Here is a 22,242-nt window from a genome sequence, read left to right on the forward strand (position 1 = left end):
CAATGACAAATTTTTTATAAATACTGTAAACAAAAAAAGCGGCGATCAGCCGCTTTTTTTGTTATATTAAAACATGACTTAGTTTTCAACCACTACACCCATGTTGCAGAATTTATCGATCCGCTCGGCAACAAGCTCATCGATGTTACGTTCGTTAAGGGCCTTTAAATCTTTCAGTAGTTGTTTTTTTAATATGGCAGCCATGGCGACCGGATCCTGGTGGGCGCCGCCCAGGGGTTCTTTTATTACACCGTCAATCAGCTTGTTTTTCAGCATTTCGGTGCTGGTAAGCTTCAGCATTTCTGCGGCACGCTCTTTTTGTTCCCACGTTTTGAAAAGGATAGTGGAGCAATTCTCCGGAGAGATAACTGAATACCACGAGTTATCCAGCATCAGCACTTTATCGCCAATTCCTATACCTAAGGCCCCGCCCGATGCGCCTTCGCCGATTATAACACAGATAACAGGCACTTTCAGGACAGACATTTCCAGCAGGTTGCGTGCAATGGCTTCGCCCTGGCCGCGCTCCTCGGCTTCAAGACCAGGGTAAGCTCCGGGCGTATCGATCAAGGTAATAACCGGCTTGTTGAATTTTTCGGCAAGCTTCATCAGCCTTAAAGCCTTGCGGTAACCTTCGGGATTGGCCATACCGAAGTTACGCATCTGCCGTTCTTTGGTGTTGCGGCCTTTTTGATGACCGATAAACATGGCTGTTTGCCCGCCCATAGTACCAAATCCGCCCACAATGGCTTTGTCGTCGCCAACCGTGCGGTCGCCATGCAGTTCGATAAACTCGTCGCACATCAGCTCGAGGTATTGTAACGTATATGGCCTTTCGGGGTGACGGGAAATTTGTACCTTTTGCCAGCCTGTGAGATTCGAGTAAATCTCTTTTTTTGCGGCTTCGAGTTTGCCTTCCAGTTCGGCTATAGTTGCCGACATGTCGAGCTTGTTTTTATCTTCAACCTGCTTTACCTTTTCAATCTGCTGCTGCAGTTCGGCAAGCGGTTTTTCAAAGTCAAAAGTAATTTTCATTCAACAATTAATTAGTTAGATGAACCTTTTATATAAGTCAAACTCAACCCAAATTGTGTTAAAAAACACGCAATTGTTTTGCATTTGAATAGGGGGCGCTAAGTTAAGCAGAACTTCCGGTATTTTATTGAGAAAGTTGCGATTAGTGAAAGACTGGCCTGATGGAGCATAAGGCATTTTTTATTGACGCTGCTTTCGCTCACAGCCTGATGAACACCCTTTTTTTATACAAAAAGTAACAAAGCGACCACTCCAACCCGAAAATACAGGCAGCGCCGATAATCATCTTAACCAAATCCCCTGCATTAAACCAGCTCAGTACGCCGTTCGATATGGCGGTTACATACCCATTGAACCACCTGCTGCCTACGATTTCGAAGAACAGATAAATAAATAAGGAGTTCATCCCCACGATGGTAAAAAACTCCAGGTTTTTACGGTGCGATTTGACGTCTATCCACCAATAGCTTAATGATAAAAACAAAAGGCACCAGCCCAGTGACGCTATGGTGAATGAGGTGGTGGCAATGCGTTTGATGACCGGCGTAATGTTAAGCCAATCCAACCCGAAGCCAATAATAAGGCAGATGCCGCCCCAAAGCAACATCCGCCCCAACTTGTTTTTACTTTTGCTTAATAGCAGCTTGCCTACCAGCGCCCCGGCAATGGTATGCACCGCAGTCGGGATGCAATTAATGGCTACCCAGCCGCCCTGGTTTATTTTGTTCATCAATATCAGGTCGATATAGTTGCCAAAATTGTGCTGGTCGGTAAACGGCTGGTCGAAGCCCGGAATATGTGTGAAACGGTATAGTATTTCGGTTAACAGCAATAAGGCGATGCAAATGCCTATTTGTGCTAATGAGCTCCATCTAAAAATAAGAAATGCCACCAGGGTAGTAAATGATAACTGTGTGAGAACATCCCAAAGCTCGAACGACAAGCCTTTCGGGCGGACAGCATAATCCAGCACACCCCAGAAAAAGAGCCAGCCGCAACGCTTTAATATTTTTATAAAGGATTGATGCCAGGTAACGCCATTTTTCCATTGCTTATTTAACGAGAAAGCCATGGCAACGCCGGCCATAAACATGAATGCCGGTTGTACCAGGTCCCAAAAATGCAGCCCGTGCCATGGGTGATGGGTAAACTGCCTGATAAAACCGTTATGGGTGTGCTCATATAAGTAGTCGTACAGGCCGGTCGATTCGATAGCCAGCAGTACCATAATAAAGCCGCGAAGGAAATCGAGGGACAGAAGCCGGTTGGAGACGGAGTTGGTTTGCATTCGGGATTGCTAAATATTACTATTGAGGACCGGTATTATAATTGTGTTAATAAAACTAATTAAATAATCCGGAAAAATGCAGTCCTCAATGTTTTATAATGATTGTAGCGTTGAGGTAATTTATTGTAATAAGGATGTTGATCTCTGTCAAAACAGTGCAACCCCGGGATGTTTTTCAGAAAGGTGGTTTTTACCGTTTAAATAAACCTCAGTAAATTATCCAGGTCCTTTTTATAAGTAACGCCAACAGGTATTTCTTCATCGTCTATCCACAGGCGGCTATCCTGGATCTTAGTGATGTAGTTTATGTTGACGATGTAAGAGCGGTGAACACGCACCAGGTTTTTTGCAAAGGCCAGCTTACCTTCCAGAAAGCTTAAATTTTCTGTGAACATTATTTTCCCGTCCCTTACGTGCAGATAGCAGTAACTGCCGTCGGCTTGAAGAAAGCGGATGTCGCTGGTCATTATTTTTTTGAAGCCGGCGCCCTCCTTGATAAATATAGAATCATTCATCAGATAGGACGGTTGCTCATTTTCTTTTTTAAGGGCGGTTTCTTTTTCGCCGGCCAGTTTAAGGGTAAGGTCAATGGCTATGCTGATATCTGTACGGGTGAAAGGTTTTGTTACGTAATGTATAGCGTTGGTTTCATAAATGGCTTTTTTGCGGATGCGCTCATCGGTATTGTTGGTTATAAAAATTATCGGCGGGTCGCTTATTTTTTTTAGTTCGATGGCAGTGTCGATGCCATTGGTGTTATCAGCCAATTCAATGTCCATAATAACAATATCGGCATAACCCGGAGTAAAATTCCTTACAGCATCCAGCCCTGAACTAAACATGCCAGGTACTTCATAGCCGAGGCCTTCGAGCATCATTCTTAGCTGCTCGGCAATAATTATATTATCTTCTACAATTAAAATTTTAACCCTGCTTAGCATACAGCCAAAGTTATGATAACTAATGGTGGTTGATAAGTTTTATTTAGTTTAAAGTAAAAATATTGAAAACTGTTTAAACAGTACAAATAAACGCCTGTCCGGCTCCGGGTTTAACCCGGAGCCTTATGGGGGATAAGCACCAGCTTAACCAGTCGGCCCAACCACTGCAAAAATATTCACAAGGTAAAATGGCGCATTCACAAGGTAAAATGGCTCATTCGTAAACTTTATAGCGTCAGAATCAAATATTGCTCCTATATTCAAATCAGTTTGACAGGCCAAGCATTGAAGTTTCACAGTCCAGCTGATGCTACTTCAAATGTCTCAACAAATCACCTAAACCTTATCACATATTTTGATATGTACGTGCCCCGCATAACTGCCCGCCGCAGTTTATGCCGCCGTAATAAATTCAAACAAATAATATCGGCGTCATGAACTGATATGTGATTAACAAAGATTTTGAAAAGACATTGTCGGACAAGCAGGTAATTTAGAGGGCAGAACCTGCCCTACCGCAATGCCACCTGCCCTCCTTAACCAGAAAGGAGGTATCTAAAGTGCGTATAATTTTATGCTTTGCAGCTATATTATTTGCTGCTGTATTAATGGCAGGTTGTAAAAAAGACATTTCTGTAGTTCCTGCTACTCATCAACTTATTAAAGTTGCACCTATTGATTCAACGATGTTGAATGGTGATAAAAATGGTCCTCATAATCCGCCTACTCCCTGATCGATTAAAATAAATATCGGGCCGCAATTTTGCGGCCTTTTTTATTAATTTTAAAAATTAGAAATTAGAGGAATAATTATCGCGCCCTAAATCTAATTAATCCACATGCCGTCACTAAAAAAAGGACCGTTGTTGTTTACCAGTTTTTGTTTGCTGCTAATTAACACTTTGCCCTCTTTTAGCCAGAACGCCGATACTTTATTAAAAAGAGCGGCATCAAAAACTGATTATCATATAGCGATTAATTTGGCAAAACAGGCATTTGCCACTGCCACTAAAACTGGCGACCATACTGCGGTCATTAAAAGTCTGAATTTTATTGCTGAATTGTATGGGGATAAAAGAGATTACGACAGCACTAAGGTTTATGCAAAAAATGCTTTGCTGGCTGCCGAAAAATATAACATCGATTCTTTTAAAGGCAATTCCTGGCTTTACATGGGTAATGCGGATTATGGAGTGGGTGCATTTGCAAGCGCTATTGAAAAATATAATAAAGCGGCGAATGAGTACAAAAAAGCAAACAAGCAACTCGCCTTGGGGAACGCATATTTAAGTATTGGTGTAAGTAAGAGAAAGTTGTCGCGATACTCTGACGCTGTCGGTTATTATATGCGTGCGATAGATATTTTTGATAGATTAAAAAACACAGAATATTTGTCCTATGCCTTCCAGTCAATCGCTGTTTGTTTTAATGAATTAAATAACTTTGATAAGGCATTAGAATACAACAAAAAAGCGCTGGCATTAACGATCAGCGTTGGGAAAAAAAGTGAGATATCGACATCATTGAACAATATCGGCTACCTTTTTTACAAGCATAAAAAAATTGATTCGTCTATATACTACCTCTCAAAAAGTTTAGCCATTATTCAAGACGACAAAGATTCGAGTGAACTTGTGCTTACATTACAGAATCTTGGTTCAGCTTGGCGGATGAAAGGTGAAATTAAAAAGGCTGAAAAATATATTTCACGTGCACAGCATATTGCCGCAAACTACAAAATGGGGGATGAATTGGCACGCGGCAATGCTGATCTGGCGGAAATTTATCTTGCTCAAAAAAAATACGCACAGGCTTTATCTGCTATTAACGTCACCATTGATACTGCAAAAAAGGAAAAGGTCCCGGAGTTATTGTTACATGCATACACTATTAAATATAAGATATATAAACAGACCGGTGATTACAAAAACGCTTTGCTGTACGCAGACATCAAGAACGATTTAAAGGATACTATCTTTAACTCCGCACGCGATAAATCCATCACTGAGATGGAGACAAAATATAAAACTGTCCAGGCGGAAAAAGACCGGGACGCTTTTAAAGTAAAAAGCGAGCTCCAGCGCCGTATCGTCACCCAGCAAACCAAATACATTATAGTACTGGCTTTTGCTGCAATTTTACTGGCCATACTGTTCGTTATCGCTTATAATAACTTCCGCAAGAAGAATAAGGCCAACGAGCGCATACAAACACTGATGCGCGATTTGCACCACCGGGTTAAAAACAACCTGCAGATATTGCAGGGGCTCTTCAGCATGCAGATTGATAACCTGAGCGACGAAAATACCAAGGCTGCCCTGCGCGAAAACGAGGCCCGCCTTACTTCGATGAACCTGATCCACTCCAGGCTTTACCTAGATAATACGACTACGAAAATTGAGATGAACGATTACCTCACCAAATTGCTGAATCACATTAAAGATTCCTTTGGCGGCTACGGGCAAACGGAAATTAATTTGAGAATAGAGGTAAGCAATATTATGCTGGAGGCCGATAAAGCGGTCGCGATTGGTTTGATAGCAAACGAGTTGACCACCAATTCGTTTAAGTATGCTTTTAACGGCAAAGGGGGCGGCGAAATACACCTGGCGCTGCAATTGATTGAAAAATCGAAAATATTGCTGACGCTCGGCGATAACGGCGTAGGCCTTAAGCCGGGGAATAAAGACAAAGCGCCTTCGTTCGGCCTGAAACTTGTCAACCTGATGGCCCGGCAATTAAATTCAACACTGGTGGTAAAAAGCGACCCTGGTGTTTTTTACCAAATGGAGATCAGCATTTAAAGCTGGTGATCAGAGACCGGAGGCCGCAGATTAGCCAATAAAGCGCCCCGTACACTTTTTTCAAAAACCTTTTTGAGAACAAAAAAAACGTCCTATATTTGCATTCCTTTTCGGGATGGATAACAAACCAAAGGAGATTGCCTGATAGTATAATGGTAGTACGACGGTTTTTGGTACCGTTTGTCTAGGTTCGAATCCTGGTCGGGCAACAAGTAGAGATTTCGGATTTCGGATGTTCAATTTCGGATTTATTGTCTGAAGGATATCGAAATCCGAATTTTTTATTAGTGTGTTGTAAAGCAGTTCCGAATTCCGAAATAGAGAAAAATGCCCTTACAATTTAACCCCGTTAAGTTATTTGCAGGTTCAGCTACAACCGAGCTGGCTGAAAAGGTTGCGGCATCTTATGGCCGCGAGTTGGGAGAGGTTGAGGTTTCGCGTTTCAGCGACGGCGAATTTCAGCCCCATTTTAACGAATCGGTACGCGGCTGCGACGTATTTCTAATACAAAGCACCAACCCGCCGACCGATAACCTGATGGAGCTGCTGATGATGATCGATGCGGCCCGCCGTGCTTCAGCACATTATGTAACGGCTGTTATCCCTTATTTCGGACTGGCGCGCCAGGACAGGAAAGATAAACCGCGTGTACCCATAGGCGCTAAGCTTGTGGCTAACCTGCTGGTTGCCGCAGGCATCAACCGCATTATGACCATGGATCTGCACGCTGCGCAGATACAGGGCTTTTTTGATATCCCGGTTGACCACCTCGACGCATCGATAATATTTGTACCTTATATAAAAAGCCTGAATCTGAAAGCGCTGACAATTGCATCGCCGGATATGGGTGGCTCATACAGGGCGCGTACCTTTGCCAAGTTTTTTAATGCAGAGGTAGTAATTTGCGATAAACGCCGTAAACGTGCCAACGAAATTGAATCGATGACGCTGATTGGCGATGTAACAGACCAGGATATAGTGCTGATTGATGATATGTGTGATACTGCCGGTACACTGGCTAAAGCTGCAGCTTTGATTATGGAGCGCGGCGCCAATACGGTACGCGCGGTATGTACCCACCCGATACTATCGGGCAAGGCATACGAAACTATTGAAAATTCGGTATTAACGGAGTTGATCGTTACGGATACAATCCCCCTTAAACAGCAAAGCAGCAAAATACGTGTGTTAAGCACTGCTGAACTGTTTGCAAGGGCCATAATGAATGTAAACGAACATGGCTCGATCAGCCAGTTGTTTAAAGTAGAATAGAGAAGTCCATAGTCCATGGCCGGTAGTCCATTAGACGAATTTGAAATTGGAGCAAGATAAAACTATGGTCGATGTACAATTGACTATGGTCTTTTAAACAAAACAAATAAATAAAAAATGAAATCATTTGCTATTAGCGGTTCTCCAAGGGAGAACGTAGGGAAAAGAGACGCAAAGGAGCTGCGTTATGAAGGCAAAGTGCCTGCAGTTCTGTATGGTGGTGCTACACAAACCCACTTTTTTGTGTCCGCAGCTGATTTGAAAGCCGTAGTTTACACACCGGTTGTTCATTTCATCGACTTAGATATTGCCGGTACAAAATCACAGGCTATTATTAAAGACATTCAGTTTCATCCGCTGACCGAACAAATTATCCACATCGACTTCTTGTTGCTGGACGAGAAAAAGCCGATCACTATCGAGATCCCTGTTAAATTAACCGGTACTTCTCCAGGTGTTAAAGTGGGTGGTAAACTGGTTCAGAAATTAAGGAAACTGCGCGTTAAAGCTTTACCAAAAGACCACCTGGACAGCATTGAAGTAAGCATCGAAAGCCTGGAAGTTGGTAAATCGGTAAAAGTTGGCGAAATAAAATTCGATAACCTGACTATCCTGAATGCTAAGGAAGATACCATTGTTTCGGTAACTACTTCGCGTGCATTGCGCCAGGCAGAGCAGGAAGCAGGCAAGAAGTAATTTTGGAATTTCACCGGATAAAATTGATTTCATCGATTTTTGAAGAGTGGTTTCACTGATTAGACAACAGCGATAGGTTTATGCTTATCGCTGTTTTGCATTTATTATCTTCGCATTTTATTTGGATCCAGGCGTAATCCATAATCTGAAAGACTATGGGCTATGGACTATGGACTATGGACTTGATATGAAATATCTGATAGTAGGATTAGGAAATATAGGACCGGAGTATGCCGACACCCGGCATAACATTGGCTTTATGGTGCTGGATGAAATGGCGAAGCAGGAAAACGCAAAATTCTACAATATGCGGCTGGCGTATTATGCCGAAATGACGCATAAAGCCCGTGCGCTGTACCTGATCAAGCCTACCACCTACATGAACCTGAGCGGCAAGGCCGTTAGCTACTGGATGCAGCAGCTTAAAGTGCCGGTAGAAAATGTTTTGGTGATTGTTGATGATATTGCATTGCCATTTGGCACGCTACGCCTTAAACCCAAGGGCAGCGCTGCCGGGCATAACGGCTTGCGGCACATAGAGGCTACTTTAGGCCACAGTAATTATGCGCGGCTGCGTTTCGGGGTAGGCGACGACTTTCCTAAAGGCAAGCAGGTGAATTATGTACTCGACGCCTTTAATAAAGATGAGCAGCCTGCGCTTCCTGAACTCATCGACCGCTCGATAGAGATGATAAAAAGCTTCGCAGCAGTTGGCGCCGAGCTTACTATGACCAGGTATAACAACAAATAACATGGCCCCACAGCAGGATAGAAAACTTATGACCAAACCCGTATTCATTCCAAAAGGGCGTTTCTTTGGTTTTAAGGACTGTTTTTCCTTGATCTTTATCGCGATAAGGTAACATTAGCGTTACGTAACTAAAATGCTATACAATTTCAGTGAAAGCATTTTTTTAATGAATTTACGCTGCCTATTTTCGCGCCTCAAACTGACTATAATCCCCGGATGAAACGACTTTTACTGATGGCCATGTGCTGTTGCCTGTCGGCCATGGTATCGGCCCAAACTGCGTCGCAATTATTAACTGTTAAAGGTACAGCTATAGACTCTGCCACCAACCAGCCGGTTGGCTGGGCCACAGTTGCTTTGCTGGATGCATCTACAAAAAAATCGGTGATGGGTGGGCTTACCAAAGATGATGGCACCCTTGAGCTGGAGGTGGCGAGAGGTAAATCGTACCTGTTAACAATTGCATCGGTGGGGTATATGCCTAAAACGGTGGCGATTTCTGGTGATATTGCCGTAGTGAATGTTGGTAAAGTATTGCTTTCGCCTGCAAGAAATGCATTAAAAGAGGTTTCAGTAACTGCCGTAAAGCCAATCGTAAAGCAAGAAATCGACCGAATTAGCTATGATGTACAGGCCGACCCTGAAACTAAAACCCAAAATGTGCTGGATATGCTGCGCAAAGTACCGCTGGTAACGGTTGATGCAAGCGATAATATCCAGTTAAAAGGCGGTAGCAGTTATAAAATACTGATCAACGGCAAACCATCATCACTGGTGGCCAATAATCCGTCGGATGTATTTAAATCGATGCCGGCCAGCAGCATTCAGAAAATCGAGGTGATCACAACTCCTCCGGCGAAGTATGATGCCGAAGGGTTAACGGGCATTATTAATATTATAACCAATAAAAAGATAGATCAGGGTTATAATGGCAGCATCAACCTGCGCGACAATACATTATACGGACCGGGCGGCGGCATATCGCTTAACGTAAAACGCGGCAAACTGGGGATATCCAACTACACAGGGTACAATAAACGTATCGGCCAGGCAAGCACATCGTCGTACCAGCTGCAAACATTTGGCGATAACCCGACAGACCTTGATCAAAATTCAAGCAGCAGAAATCACGGTCATTTTTTATACAGCAGCACCGAGTTAAGCTATGAGATTGACAGCTTAAACCTCATAACCGGCAGCATCGATTTTAATAATGGCCATTTTTACACCGATGGCAGCCAGGTAGCCAATGAATTTGCCGGCGGTACAACAACGCCAATACAAAGCTATCGTATCAGCAACAGCAACAATTCGAGATGGAGAGGCATGGATTTTGGCATTAACTATCAGTTAGGATTTAAGGGCAACAAAGACCGTTTGCTGACCTTTAGCTATAAATACTCAAACTCCCCAAACAATTCGCTTAACATGAGCGATATAACAGAACGGTTTAATTATACCCGCCCAAGCTATATGCAGGTGAATGACGCCGGTGTACGCGAACAAACGATTCAGGCCGATTATGTGCATCCGCTAAAAAACCTGACCATTGAAGGCGGGGTTAAAGCTATTTTAAGACACGGCTCCAGTGATTTTGAGACAAGCAGTTTTGTCGATTCAACCGGTGTATATGTAACAGATCCAAGAAACTCTGACCTGTTTATTTATAACCAGGATGTTTATAGTTTGTACAATACTTACCAGTATAATTTGAATGGCTGGGGCATTAAGGGGGGTATACGTTTAGAAAATACGGACATTAACGTTCCGGGAGCTACTGATTTAGACCAGAATTATACGAATCTGATACCGTCGGTATCCTTACAGCGCAAGCTTAAAAACGGAACGAGCTTTACCTTCGGCTTTACCAACAGGATACAGCGCCCCAATGTTTACCAGCTAAACCCGTTTGTCAATACATCAAACCCCAACTTTATTTCGTCGGGTAACCCTGCTTTAAGGCCGGTGCTTAACCACAACTTCGAACTAAATTACAGCCACTTTTCAAAAGGTTCCGTTAATCTTGGTTTATCTTACGGATTCTCAGACAATACGATTCAAAACGTTACGACCCTGCGCGGCTCTGACACATCGTTCACTACTTATCAAAATGTAGGAAGCAACAGGGTATTGGGATTGAATGCCGGTATTAATTATCCTGTTACTAAAAAATTGAATTTTAACCTGAACGCGCAGCTATCAAACATCTGGCTGCATGGCGTTATAGGCAGCCAGTTTTACAGTAATAAAGGTTTGCAAGGCAATGTATTTGCCTATGCGGGATATAAATTTAACGATACCTGGCGGGCCGGCGTAAACGCAGGGTTTAACAGCGCGTATATCTCATTACAAGGGCAGTCAAGTTCGTTTGTCTGGACTGGTGTCAGCACCTCAAAAGACATCCTCAAGAAAAAAGGTACCATCTTTTTGAATGTAAGTAACCCGACCATGCATTACCGTACTTTTAAAAGTGAAACAAACGACCCTGCATTTCACCAGCATAGCATTTCAGAAAGTCCTACAAGATCGTTCAACTTCGGCTTTAGCTACCGTTTTGGTAAGTTAAGTTCTGAGATAAAGAAGAATCGACATGGTATTAATAACGACGATACCAATGGCGCTGAAAAACCGGCAACCGGAAAGTAATATATTTGCGTATGAAAGTTTACGGAATAACTAATTGCAATACGGTAAAGAAAGCGCTCGACTGGCTGAAAGCTCATCATGTTGATTACGAGTTTCACGATTTTAAAAAGCTGGGCGTAAGCCCTGAGAAATTGAATGAATGGGACGCTAAGGCGGGCTATGAAAAGTTCCTGAACAAGCAGGGCCTTACCTGGAAGCAGCTTGACCCGGCGGTAAAAGACAGCATTAAATCTAAAGCCGACGCCCTGAACCTGCTGCAGCAGAAAACCAGCATGATTAAGCGCCCCGTGATAGAAGATGGCGATTTCCTTTATTTTGGTTTTGACGAGGGTGTGTATGAGCAGGAACTGATTAAGTGAGGGATAGGCGGGATTTTAATACCAAATAAATGCATTTTAATGCCGGACACCGAAGCATTTACTTCGGTATCCGGCAATCTTCGTTCGATATCCGAGATTAGTCTTTTTTAGTTAACTATCACAAAATGAAGGAGATAGCGCGAATTGACGCCCCTTTACAGTTTTAAGCGCCTGTAACCCTTTAATTGGTTTATTATCAATGTTTTATATGAAGGTTACAGCTAAAATCTGTAAAGTACCTGTAAACCTTTGCTTGCTGCACCAGGACGCGGGCGCTCACGCCAATCTCTCCCCCTAAAAGGGTGATTTTTAGCCGCAATACGTTAATGCTTAGGTAACAATCAATTTACTTTATTAAGCATTCCCCAATTTGTAGTATACTTGCTTTAATAAACTGACCCAAAATGAAATTAAAACTATTAGCCGGTTTTACACTGGCTTTAATGGCTGTTTCCGGCATTAGCCAGGCGCAGCAGACCGCTCCGGCAACCGCATCTGCAGCGCCGGCTACCAATTATGATAACCACGAGACTTTTGGCTTTGCTTTTTACACTAAAAATGGTAACGAGTACCGCGCGGCCGATGGTGAGCCGGGCCCTAAGTATTGGCAAAACCGCGCCGACTACCAGTTAGCGGCAACACTGAATGATCAGACAAACGAGATCACCGGCTCTGAAGTGCTGACTTACACCAACAACAGCCCGCAAAAGCTGGGCTTCCTGTGGATGAACATGGAGCAAAACATGTTTAAGCAAGAATCAAGGGGCTTTGCCGTAGTGCCTTTACGCGGAAATGTTAAAAGCAGCCGCGACTGGGGCCGCGGACAAATATTTGATGCAGGCTTTAAAATAAAATCGATAAAACTTATCGGTGAAAAAGGTGCAGCAACTGACCTTAAATACGAAGTGACTGACACGCGTATGCAGGTATTTTTACCTACCGCGGTTGCTGCGGCAGGGGGCAAGGTAAAGTTGAAAATTGAATATAGCTTTATTGAGCCTGATTATGGTTCAGACCGTACGGGTATACAGGAAACAAAAAATGGCAAGATATTCCAGATAGCGCAATGGTACCCACGTATGTGTGTATATGACGATGTTATGGGCTGGAACACTTTGCCTTACCTTGGCGCAGGCGAGTTCTACCTGGAGTACGGTGATTTTGACTTTAGCATCACTGCGCCTGCAAACCATATTGTAGTGGGATCGGGCGAACTGGTTAACCCGCAGGAAGTGTATACCCCAACCCAGTTGAAACGTTGGGCCGAGGCGGCTAAAAGCGAGAAAACTGTAGTGATCCGCTCGGCAAGCGAAGTTACCGACCCTGCATCGCGCCCGGCCGGTAAAAAAATGCTGACCTGGCACTTTAAGATAAAGAATGCACGTGACGCATCGTGGGCGTCATCGGCGGCATTTATTATCGATGCTGCTAAAATGGATTTGCCAAGCGGAAAAAAATCTATAGCTATATCAGCTTACCCTGTTGAAAGCGATGGCCAGGATGCCTGGGGCCGCTCAACCGAGTACGTAAAGAAATCCCTTGAATATAACTCGAAAAAATGGTTTGAATTCCCTTATCCTGCTGCCACCGCCGTTGCCGGTATAGTTGGCGGCATGGAATATCCGGGTATAGTGTTCTGCGGGTATAAGGCTAAAAAAGGAAGCCTTTGGGGAGTTAACGACCACGAATTTGGCCATACCTGGTTTCCGATGATAGTTGGCTCGAATGAAAGATTGCATGGCTGGATGGACGAAGGCTTTAACACTTTCATCAATACGCTTTCTACAGAAGATTTTAATAAAGGCGAATATGCTTCCAAAAAGCCCACTGACCTGCATAAAATGGCAAACGCATTAACTCACGACGGATTTGAGCCGATAATGAGCCAGGCCGATAACTTTGCAGAAAACCTGAAGGGATTAAATGAATATTTTAAACCAAGTGCTGGTTTGGTATTGCTGCGTGAGCAGGTGCTCGGCCCGGAGCGTTTCGACCGTGCCTTCAGAACTTATGTTGAGCGCTGGGCATTTAAGCATCCGACACCTGATGATTTCTTCCGTACCATGGAAAATGTATCGGGCGAAAGCCTGCAATGGTTCTGGAAAGGCTGGTTCCAGAATAACTGGAAGCTGGACGTAGGCATCCGCAGTGTCGACTACGTGGATAACGACCCAGCCAAAGGCGCGATTATCACTATCGACAACCTTGAAAAACAGGTGATGCCGGTGATACTTGAAATTAAAACCGTTAGTGGCAAAACCGACCGCGTAAAGCTGCCTGTAGAAATTTGGGAGCGTAATAAATCATGGAGATTGAGATATAACTCAACTGAGCCTCTTGAATCTGTTACTTACGACCCCGATCACGTTTTCCCTGACATTAACGAATCAAACAACGTTTGGAAAAAACAGTAGTTAGAGATTGTTAATCAGAGACCGGAGGTTAGAGACCGGTTGATGGACTTCTTTGATAACATTAGAAATATAGCCCGGCTTTTGTCGGGCTATATGCATTTTAAAAGCTTTTGGAGCAATATTTGGTAGGTTTTTGCAAGCCTGTGTAAAAAGTTTATACAATAGGTTTTATCCGGTAAAATAGATTTATTTTAACGCTGTAATTCATCTGCCATGAAAATGAGAACTATTTTGATTTTGCTGTTGCTGCTGATGGCTGGAACAGCGAATGCCCAGGAGCTTTTAAAGGGTACAGTTTATGAAAGTTCCGGCGGTACCAGGCTTCCTGATGTTTTTGTACGCAATATTAATAACAAGCAATTAGGTCTCAGCGATAAACAAGGTAATTTTTCTATTAAGGCTGAAACCGGCAATACGCTGATATTTGAAGCGCCGGGATATGTTTCGGATACGTTATACCTGATTGACATGAACCCCAAAAAAATTCGATTGGTGACACAAACGATAGCTTTACGTGAGGTGAAGATCAGCTCGACCCGCAAGGCTTTCGATCCGCATAAGGAATACCCCGAGGTTTATACAAAAAGTAAGCTTTATATCCTGTCGCCAACTACCTGGTTCGGCAAAGAGGCGAGGCGCGCCCGCCGGCTTAAGAAATTCTTTAGGCGGGAGGAAGAAGAGCGCAAAGTCGATGCCGTATTTACCAGGGCATACGTTGGCAGCATAGTACCATTAAAAGGCGAGGACCTGGACGATTTTATGCTGATGTACCGGCCAACCTATGAGTTTATTAAAGGGAACAATAACGTTTCGCTGGCGGTTTATATAAATGACAGCTATAAAAAGTTTGAAGCCTTACCGCCTGAAAAGCGTAAACCGCAGAAGTTGGTAACGCCAGCAGTTAATTAGTAACTGGTTAGTTGGTGATTGAAAGAATCCGGCGTTTATAGGTATGTGAAATCACCCGAATAAAACAATTACAGCAGGCAGGTAGTTTATTATAAAAAATCACTACCATGAAAAAGAAAGTTATAACCATTATGCTGCTTACGGCTATGTATGCCGCGTTAAGTACAAGTTGCGCGCCGCCGCGCCATTTAAAACCACCGCCAGCCCCTCCGGGTGCACCGGCACACTAATTTATTGAGGATTTCACCGATCATTGGTCAAAATCGGTGAAATCATCATAACACATCGGTCCAAATCTTTTTATCCTTCAGCATCACTTCGCGCAGCAACCTGATTTGCGGCATACCGTGGCTTAGCATTTCGTCATGAAATTTGCGAAGAGAGAAATTGGCTCCTTCCTGTTTTTCATAATCTGTGCGTAGCTTCAGGATTTCAAGTTTACCAAGGGTATAAAACAGGTAGCCCGGATCGAAGGTGCCACGCAGGGCTTCCTGGTATGATGGCTTCTCGCCCTGGTACCAGTTATCCATGAAGAATTTTGTAGCATCTTTTAAGTTCATCCCCTGGCAATGCGTTTTTATAGACACGCACAGCCTGCACAAACGCAACAGCGCATCGCCAGACTGGGCAAGCCTGTATTTAGCCGCTCTTACCGTATCGCCATTGTGTCCATAACCGGCATCGGCCATCATCTTTTCGCAATAATGCGCCCATCCCTCCACAAAAGCATAGCTGCCGAACATTTTTTCGATACGTGTTGCGGCCGATTCGTTCAGATGCAGGAATTGCGCGTAATGGCCCGGATAAGCTTCGTGGATAGTAATATTATCGGTAGTATAATAATCAAACTGCCGAAGCCAGTCTTCCTTCTGTTTGGCCGTCCATTTTTGGTCGACCGGAGTAATATAATAAAAGGCTTCAGTTGCTTTGGTTTCAAATGGTCCGGGGTCGTCGTTTGATGCGGTGCTGGTGGCCCGGGCGAACTGTGGTGTTTCGGTAACTTTTAAATTTACTGTACCCGGCATCGATAAAATGCTTTTATCTGTAAGGAATTTACGGATAGCATCTACGTTTTTACGGACTTCGGGTATCAGGTTTTCTGCGGTTGGATGCTCTTCTTGCAGGTCGTGGTAAACATCAATCGGTTTTTTGTTCGGGTTGATGGTTTTTGCAGCGGCATTGAACACAGCCTGTTCCTTTTTGAGCTCATTTAAACCAATCTCCAGTATTTTTTCGGGGGCAAGGGTTATATCCTCGTTGTAAAGCAGCATTTTTTGGTAGCTGGCTTTGCCGATAGCATATTTGTTGCCCGCTTTTGGCAGTTTTTGTTTCTGAAGCCAGGTTGCGTAGTCATTTATGGCAGCAATCGCCGATTTGTTAACCACGTTAAATTCCTTCATCAGCGAATCGTTCTTAATATCCTTAAGAGCAAGCTTTAAATCGCCACCCAGGAAATCAGCTGAGCCATGGGCAATTTCAATGGCAGTTTCCACATAAGGTTTAGCCAGCGTGTCTTTCAGGTTCTCTTTTGCCGCCGCAAAAACATTAGGGGCGTTTTTCTCAATAGCGATGATCGATTTCAGCCTGTCCTGAAGCGGGGCGAAATCGCGCTTGATGTAGATACTTACGTCGACCGCGCCCGCATAAGTCATCGGATTGCGGTCATAGGTGCCCATATCCTCAAAGTTAAATATCTCCAGCTTTATGGCCGAGCGCAGTATACGGTAATCATAAAACTCCTTCGGGCTGAGCGAAGTAGTATCCGTGGCAGCTAATTGCTGGTCGAAATCTTTTAAGCGTCCAAGCTCTTTTCCTAACGACTCCTTGCCGAGGTTAGTCACCTTTCCATCATACTGGTGATAACCCAGGGCTACTCCGGTAGCAGGACGCCAGGTCAGGTAGCCGCTAATGTAATTGTCTGCCAGTTTTTCAAAAGCTTCATCGCCAGAAACGGCAGTGGCGGTAGTTTTTGTTTTTTGTTCGCAGCTAAAAAACAGTACGAGGGGTATAAATAATAATAACTTCTTCATAATTAATCACAGGTATAATAATGCTAAGATAACAGATTTGCATGTTAAAGGATAACACCGCGTTTAATGCCCCAGGTACTCCGCCGGTATAGGATTATCTTTACGTTCGCCATCATAAAACCAGCCCAATATCCAGAACCGCGTGCCATCATTAAAAAGCTGGATGCTGTTAATGCCCCGCTCTATTACAGGTCCTCCTGGTTCGTTTCGTGATTCATAAGTACTCCATACATGATATATCGCACCAAATTTTTCAACCTTGCGTGCTATTTCCTTCTCATCAAAGCCATCCTTTTCAGCATACGGGTCTGACAGTTCGTGGAACCTTTTGAGCGTCACGAACCCGATTGCCGGTTTACCGTTCTTGTTAACGCTCACACCACCTACCCTTACATCTTTCCAATGCAGCAGGCTGTCGCGCTCAAAGTAGACTTTGCCGCCCTTTTTAACGCTTACTACATCATAAAAAGCTTTGATAATGCCGTCGAGAGTTGATACGTTATCTCCGTATTTGGTAGTAATCTGTGCAGACGCATTGAAGCCTAACATTGCAAAAAATATAGCGAGGATGGTAGCAGACGTTTTTTTCATGCCGGGTTGGTTTGTTTATCAAATATAAACATTAACAGCCCCTTTGGGCGTGTTTTTAACCTTTGGTGATATCAACACATTTCGCTTTGGAAGAAATATCCCCGTGCGGTTAATCCTTTTGCCTCGGCGGCCGTCAAATAATTATACGAGCCAATTAAGGCGGAATAACAAAACCAAAGGCATGAAGAAGAAAATATTAGCATTTGCGCTGCTGTTAAGCGCTATAGCAACTATAGGTTCAGGATGTGTGGTACGCGAGGGATACGGCCATCCCCATCATTATCATCACTACCGTTATAATCATTACGATCATTATTAACAATAGTTTTTAGATAGGTGCGTGTGTGTGTTAGATTGGACCCTGGCGTAAGCCGGGGTTCTTTTTTTACCTGTAGGTCACCACGATTAGAAGATCATTACCTACCCATGTTAACTCTGAATCATCATTCTTTCAACAACTTGTTACCTATTGAAAAATTGATTAAATAACCGTACCTTTGCGCAAAATTCAGAGGCGCATTTTCATGCAAAAAATAAGAAATATAGCGATTATCGCTCACGTAGACCACGGTAAAACTACACTGGTTGACAAGATATTACACAGTTGTTCCATTTTTCGCGACAACGAAATAACCGGCGAGTTGATATTGGACAATAATGACCTGGAACGTGAGCGTGGCATCACCATCGTTTCAAAGAACGTTTCGGTACGTTACAAAGATGTTAAGATCAACATCATCGATACCCCCGGTCACGCCGACTTTGGCGGTGAGGTGGAGCGCGTTCTTAAAATGGCTGACGGCGTTTTATTGCTTTGCGATGCATTTGAAGGCGCTATGCCCCAAACCCGCTTTGTAACCCAAAAAGCATTAGCCCTCGGTTTAAAGCCTATTGTGGTTGTAAACAAGGTTGACAAAGAAAACTGCCGCCCGGAAGAAGTTTACGAGCAGATATTCGAGTTGTTCTTTAACCTTGAAGCTACCGAAGAGCAGCTGGACTTCCCGGTTATCTACGGCTCATCAAAACAAGGCTGGATGAGCACCGACTGGAAAGTTCCTACCGATAACATTTTCCCATTGATGGACGCTATCCTGGAAAATATTCCTGCGGCGCCTGAAAACGAGGGTACATTGCAGATGCAGATCACTTCGCTTGATTATTCTTCGTTTGTAGGACGTATCGCTATCGGCCGTGTGGCACGTGGGGTGATCAGGGAAAATCAGCCGGTATCGCTGGTTAAGCGTGATGGCAAAATTCAAAAATCAAGAATAAAAGAACTTTATACATTCGAAGGCCTTGGTAAGGTAAAAGCTACCGAAGTACGTTCGGGTGATATTTGTGCGGTTGTGGGCATTGAAGGTTTTGACATTGGCGATACCATTGCCGATTTTGAAAATCCGGAACAGCTGGAAGTCATCAAAATTGATGAGCCTACCATGAACATGCTGTTCACCATTAACACATCACCGTTCTTTGGTAAGGAAGGCAAATTTGTAACCTCGCGCCACCTGCGCGACCGTCTTTACAAAGAGATGGAGAAAAACCTGGCGCTGAAAGTTGTTGAAACCGAGTCGCCTGATTCATACCTGGTATATGGCCGCGGTATCCTTCACTTATCAGTGTTGATTGAGACCATGCGCCGCGAAGGTTATGAGCTGCAGGTCGGTCAGCCGCAGGTAATTATAAAAGAAATTGACGGCGTAAAATGTGAGCCGGTTGAGACCCTGATTGTTGATGTACCTGGCGATGTGGCCGGTAAGGTTATCGAGCTGGTTACCCAACGTAAAGGCGACCTGCTGGTAATGGAACCTAAAGGCGACCTCCAACACCTGGAGTTTGAAATCCCGTCGCGCGGTATCATTGGCCTGCGTAACAATGTGCTGACTGCAACTGCCGGTGAGGCAATTATGGCGCACCGCTTTAAAGCTTATGAGCCATGGAAGGGTACTATCCCCGGCCGCTCAAGCGGAGTGTTAGTATCAATGGAAAAAGGTCAGACTACGGCCTACTCTATCGACAAACTGCAGGACAGGGGACGTTTCTTTGTCGACCCTGGTGTTGATATTTATGAAGGCCAGGTATTAGGCGAGCATATCCGCGATAACGATTTGGTGATTAACGTGGTAAAAGGCAAGCAGCTGACCAACATGCGTGCATCAGGCAGTGATGATAACGTACGCATTGCACCGGCTATCAAATTTTCGCTGGAAGAATCGATGGAGTATATCCAGGCTGATGAGTACATCGAGGTGACACCGCAAAACATTCGTTTGCGTAAAATATATCTTACCGAAAATGAGCGTAAGATAAACGCGAAGAGGTTTGTGAATCAGTAATTGGTAAGTTGATTGGGTTGATTAAGTGAGTGGTTGATTGTGTTAGAAAATTAACTGACAATATAAAGCATCTGGGTTTCTCCGGGTGCTTTTTAGTTGTATGGTGTTTTAGCTCAATGTACTAAATCCCTATTCAACTTAGTCAACAAAACAATACCTTTGTTTCTCAACTATGCGTTTCCCCACCATTCCAGGTTTTGATCAGCAGGCACTCGAAAAGTATTTTAAAAATACTGGGATGATGTTTGTCGGCCGGATCGGCAGCCTGGCGATAAAAATGTTTGTGGGTATTGCAGTAGCGAACTACCTGCACCGCGAGAATAACGGTATCTTAAACGGAGGCACTGTTTATATTTATTTTTTTTCTGCAATTGCCACGCTGGGTCTCGACCAATTTATCGTTAAAGAACTCCACCAGTTTCCTGAGAACCGGGACGAGATTTTAGGAACCTCATTTTGGATGAAGGTTTTTGCCGGGTTTTCATGTATCCCTTTAATATACCTGGCATATCTTGTGTATCCCGCAAAGGCTACGCCTTATCACTTCGTGCTGATATTGTCCACCATCGGCGTAATTCAAGCGTTTAACGTTATCGATTCCTACTTTCAAAGCCAGGTACAATCAAAATACATCATGCAAGTACAAATAGCAGGCAATCTTGTATCCGCTGCTATTAAAATGTTGCTGATATATTTAAAAATGCCGCTTGTTTGGTTTGTATATGCTTACACCGCCGACTTTGCCCTGCTTTCAATCGGATACTTTTATACATACCAGCGCAAACAACGGAGTGTTTTCAATTGGTCTTTTAACGGCAAACTTGCGGCAAAACTATTAAAGTATTCGTGGCCGCTCATTATTTCGGGCATCATGGTATCGCTTTACATGAAGATAGATGCCCTTATGGTACAAAATATTTCGGGCCCTAAAGAAGCAGGCGCTTATGCGACAGTTGCTAATTTGAGCGAGGTTTGGAATTTTATCCCTTCGGTTATCGTTACTACGCTATTTCCGGCTATACTGAATGCCAGGCGTGATGATATCGGGCGGTACAATAAACGTATTCAAAACCTGTACGATTTAATGGTGTACATCAGCTTGCCGATCGCTGTGATAGTGACATTTACATCGCCCCTTATTTATCGTATATTACCTTTCAAGCCGGAGTATTATTACTCGGCGCCTGCGTTATCGGTGCATATCTGGTCAGGGGTATTTGTGTTTTTGGGCGCTGCCAGCAGTCAGTACCTTATCGCTGAAAACTACAGCAAATTAACCTTCATCCGAACTGGTTTCGGGGCTGTAGTAAACATCGGCCTCAACTTATTATTAATACCCGGCATGGGGATGATGGGCGCCGCAGTTTCTACCCTGGTCGCGTATGCCAGTGCGACATTTGTAATATTATTAATACCCAAAGTAAGCAAACAGGGTGTAATGATGTTAAAATCATTATTCCTAATTTCGCTGATTCAGAAAATCATTAAGAAATGAGTAAACTCAAATTACTGTATAAAGTATTCGCAAGCCCAAAAAGGCTGAAAACATTGCTTTCATTTAATGATAAGGGCTACCTGGATGAAATAGGCTGGTTTAACGCCTACGACAATAAAACTCCTGTGGACGCTGATGGCAATCCTATTCCCTGGGTTACTTACCCGTTTATCGATTTTATAAAGGAACGCATCAAGAAAAGTCATTCGGTATTTGAGTTCGGATCCGGTAATTCAACCTTCTTTTATGCAAAATATGCGGGTTTGGTGGTTTCGGTAGAGCATGACAAGAACTGGTATGATATGATCGTGAGCAAAAAACCGGAAAACGCCGAAATGATTTTTTGCGAGCTGGTGCGCGATGGCGATTATTGCCGGATGCCGGTAAAGCTGGAAGAAAAATTTGATATACTGATAGTGGACGGACGCGACCGGGTAAACTGCTGCAAACAAGCGGTAAACGCCGTGTCTGACAATGGTGTTATTGTGTTAGACGATTCTGAACGGGAGTTTTACCAGGAAGGCATCACTTTTTTAAAGAAAGCGGGTTATAAAGAGTTATCATTCAGCGGCATTTCGCCCGGATTATTCTACCGCAAATCGACATCGGTTTTTTACAGGGCGGATAACTGCCTGGATATTTAAGCAACGCCCGTTCCCGGTTATAGATAAATCA

Annotated in this window: 18 protein-coding genes and 1 tRNA gene; 14 read left to right on the forward strand and 5 right to left on the reverse strand. The window is 43.7% G+C overall.

Translation table 11 applies throughout. The annotated features are described in order from the left end of the window. Nucleotides 1-78 precede the first annotated feature (78 nt). The 3 genes from Q3W13_RS08800 to Q3W13_RS08810 all read right to left on the reverse strand — a co-directional run bounded on the left by Q3W13_RS08800 (nt 79) and on the right by Q3W13_RS08810 (nt 3,264). A complete protein-coding gene (locus Q3W13_RS08800; protein ID WP_302863003.1) occupies nt 79-1,035 on the reverse strand; it encodes an acetyl-CoA carboxylase carboxyltransferase subunit alpha in 957 nt (318 codons plus the stop codon). A 199-nt stretch (nt 1,036-1,234) separates the two neighbouring features. Beyond that, nucleotides 1,235-2,323: an acyltransferase family protein gene (locus Q3W13_RS08805; protein ID WP_302863005.1), complete on the reverse strand. Its 1,089-nt coding sequence runs from the start codon at nt 2,321-2,323 to the stop codon at nt 1,235-1,237. Between the two features lie 197 nt (nt 2,324-2,520). Continuing rightward, complete coding sequence (locus tag Q3W13_RS08810; protein ID WP_302863008.1) at nt 2,521-3,264, reverse strand: LytTR family DNA-binding domain-containing protein; 744 nt, start codon at nt 3,262-3,264, stop codon at nt 2,521-2,523. Between the two features lie 839 nt (nt 3,265-4,103). On the opposite strand from Q3W13_RS08810, the gene Q3W13_RS08815 reads away from it, so the two are divergent. From Q3W13_RS08815 to Q3W13_RS08860, 10 genes are all read left to right on the forward strand, one after another. After that, entirely contained in the window at nt 4,104-6,068 is a 1,965-nt protein-coding gene (locus Q3W13_RS08815; protein WP_302863010.1) for a histidine kinase dimerization/phosphoacceptor domain -containing protein, read from the forward strand. Between the two features lie 138 nt (nt 6,069-6,206). Then, nucleotides 6,207-6,277: transfer RNA gene (locus Q3W13_RS08820), tRNA-Gln, on the forward strand. Between the two features lie 118 nt (nt 6,278-6,395). Then, complete coding sequence (locus Q3W13_RS08825) at nt 6,396-7,340, forward strand: ribose-phosphate pyrophosphokinase (protein WP_302863012.1); 945 nt, start codon at nt 6,396-6,398, stop codon at nt 7,338-7,340. 117 nt (nt 7,341-7,457) lie between these two features. Continuing rightward, nucleotides 7,458-8,036 carry a 50S ribosomal protein L25/general stress protein Ctc gene (locus Q3W13_RS08830; protein ID WP_302863013.1) on the forward strand — a complete coding sequence of 193 codons (579 nt, stop codon included), beginning with the start codon at nt 7,458-7,460 and terminating at the stop codon, nt 8,034-8,036. A gap of 187 nt (nt 8,037-8,223) precedes the next feature. Next, complete coding sequence (pth, locus tag Q3W13_RS08835) at nt 8,224-8,787, forward strand: aminoacyl-tRNA hydrolase (protein WP_302863279.1); 564 nt, start codon at nt 8,224-8,226, stop codon at nt 8,785-8,787. A 216-nt stretch (nt 8,788-9,003) separates the two neighbouring features. After that, nucleotides 9,004-11,433: a TonB-dependent receptor gene (locus Q3W13_RS08840; protein ID WP_302863015.1), complete on the forward strand. Its 2,430-nt coding sequence runs from the start codon at nt 9,004-9,006 to the stop codon at nt 11,431-11,433. Nucleotides 11,434-11,444: 11 nt separating this feature from the next. Beyond that, on the forward strand, nt 11,445-11,792 hold the full coding sequence (locus tag Q3W13_RS08845) for a Spx/MgsR family RNA polymerase-binding regulatory protein (RefSeq protein WP_302863018.1): 348 nt from the start codon (nt 11,445-11,447) through the stop codon (nt 11,790-11,792). Between the two features lie 404 nt (nt 11,793-12,196). Then, complete coding sequence (locus Q3W13_RS08850; RefSeq protein WP_302863020.1) at nt 12,197-14,206, forward strand: M1 family metallopeptidase; 2,010 nt, start codon at nt 12,197-12,199, stop codon at nt 14,204-14,206. Between the two features lie 219 nt (nt 14,207-14,425). Next, on the forward strand, nt 14,426-15,115 hold the full coding sequence (locus Q3W13_RS08855) for a hypothetical protein (RefSeq protein WP_302863022.1): 690 nt from the start codon (nt 14,426-14,428) through the stop codon (nt 15,113-15,115). Nucleotides 15,116-15,222: 107 nt separating this feature from the next. Continuing rightward, nucleotides 15,223-15,345: a hypothetical protein gene (locus tag Q3W13_RS08860; RefSeq protein ID WP_302863025.1), complete on the forward strand. Its 123-nt coding sequence runs from the start codon at nt 15,223-15,225 to the stop codon at nt 15,343-15,345. Nucleotides 15,346-15,390: 45 nt separating this feature from the next. Here the strand turns inward: Q3W13_RS08860 and Q3W13_RS08865 are convergent, their stop codons facing one another. Both Q3W13_RS08865 and Q3W13_RS08870 read right to left on the reverse strand, forming a co-directional pair. Beyond that, nucleotides 15,391-17,145, reverse strand: coding sequence for a DUF885 domain-containing protein (locus Q3W13_RS08865; protein ID WP_302863026.1), 1,755 nt, complete (start codon nt 17,143-17,145; stop codon nt 15,391-15,393). Nucleotides 17,146-17,208: 63 nt separating this feature from the next. Further along, nucleotides 17,209-17,736: a hypothetical protein gene (locus tag Q3W13_RS08870; RefSeq protein ID WP_302863028.1), complete on the reverse strand. Its 528-nt coding sequence runs from the start codon at nt 17,734-17,736 to the stop codon at nt 17,209-17,211. A 181-nt stretch (nt 17,737-17,917) separates the two neighbouring features. On the opposite strand from Q3W13_RS08870, the gene Q3W13_RS08875 reads away from it, so the two are divergent. The 4 genes from Q3W13_RS08875 to Q3W13_RS08890 all read left to right on the forward strand — a co-directional run bounded on the left by Q3W13_RS08875 (nt 17,918) and on the right by Q3W13_RS08890 (nt 22,211). Further along, the gene (locus Q3W13_RS08875) at nt 17,918-18,055 is read left to right on the forward strand and encodes a hypothetical protein (protein WP_302863030.1); all 138 of its coding nucleotides are present in this window, start codon (nt 17,918-17,920) and stop codon (nt 18,053-18,055) included. A 205-nt stretch (nt 18,056-18,260) separates the two neighbouring features. Continuing rightward, entirely contained in the window at nt 18,261-20,072 is a 1,812-nt protein-coding gene (gene typA, locus Q3W13_RS08880; protein WP_302863032.1) for a translational GTPase TypA, read from the forward strand. A 172-nt stretch (nt 20,073-20,244) separates the two neighbouring features. Then, nucleotides 20,245-21,567, forward strand: a complete 1,323-nt coding sequence (locus Q3W13_RS08885) for a flippase (protein ID WP_302863034.1) — start codon at nt 20,245-20,247, stop codon at nt 21,565-21,567. Then, a complete protein-coding gene (locus tag Q3W13_RS08890; protein WP_302863037.1) occupies nt 21,564-22,211 on the forward strand; it encodes an FkbM family methyltransferase in 648 nt (215 codons plus the stop codon). The genes Q3W13_RS08885 and Q3W13_RS08890 overlap by 4 nt, the downstream gene beginning before the upstream one ends. The last annotated feature ends 31 nt before the right edge of the window (nt 22,212-22,242 follow it).

Origin of the sequence: Mucilaginibacter sp. L3T2-6, assembly GCF_030519355.1 — a bacterium.
Classification (GTDB): Bacteria; Bacteroidota; Bacteroidia; order Sphingobacteriales; family Sphingobacteriaceae; genus Mucilaginibacter.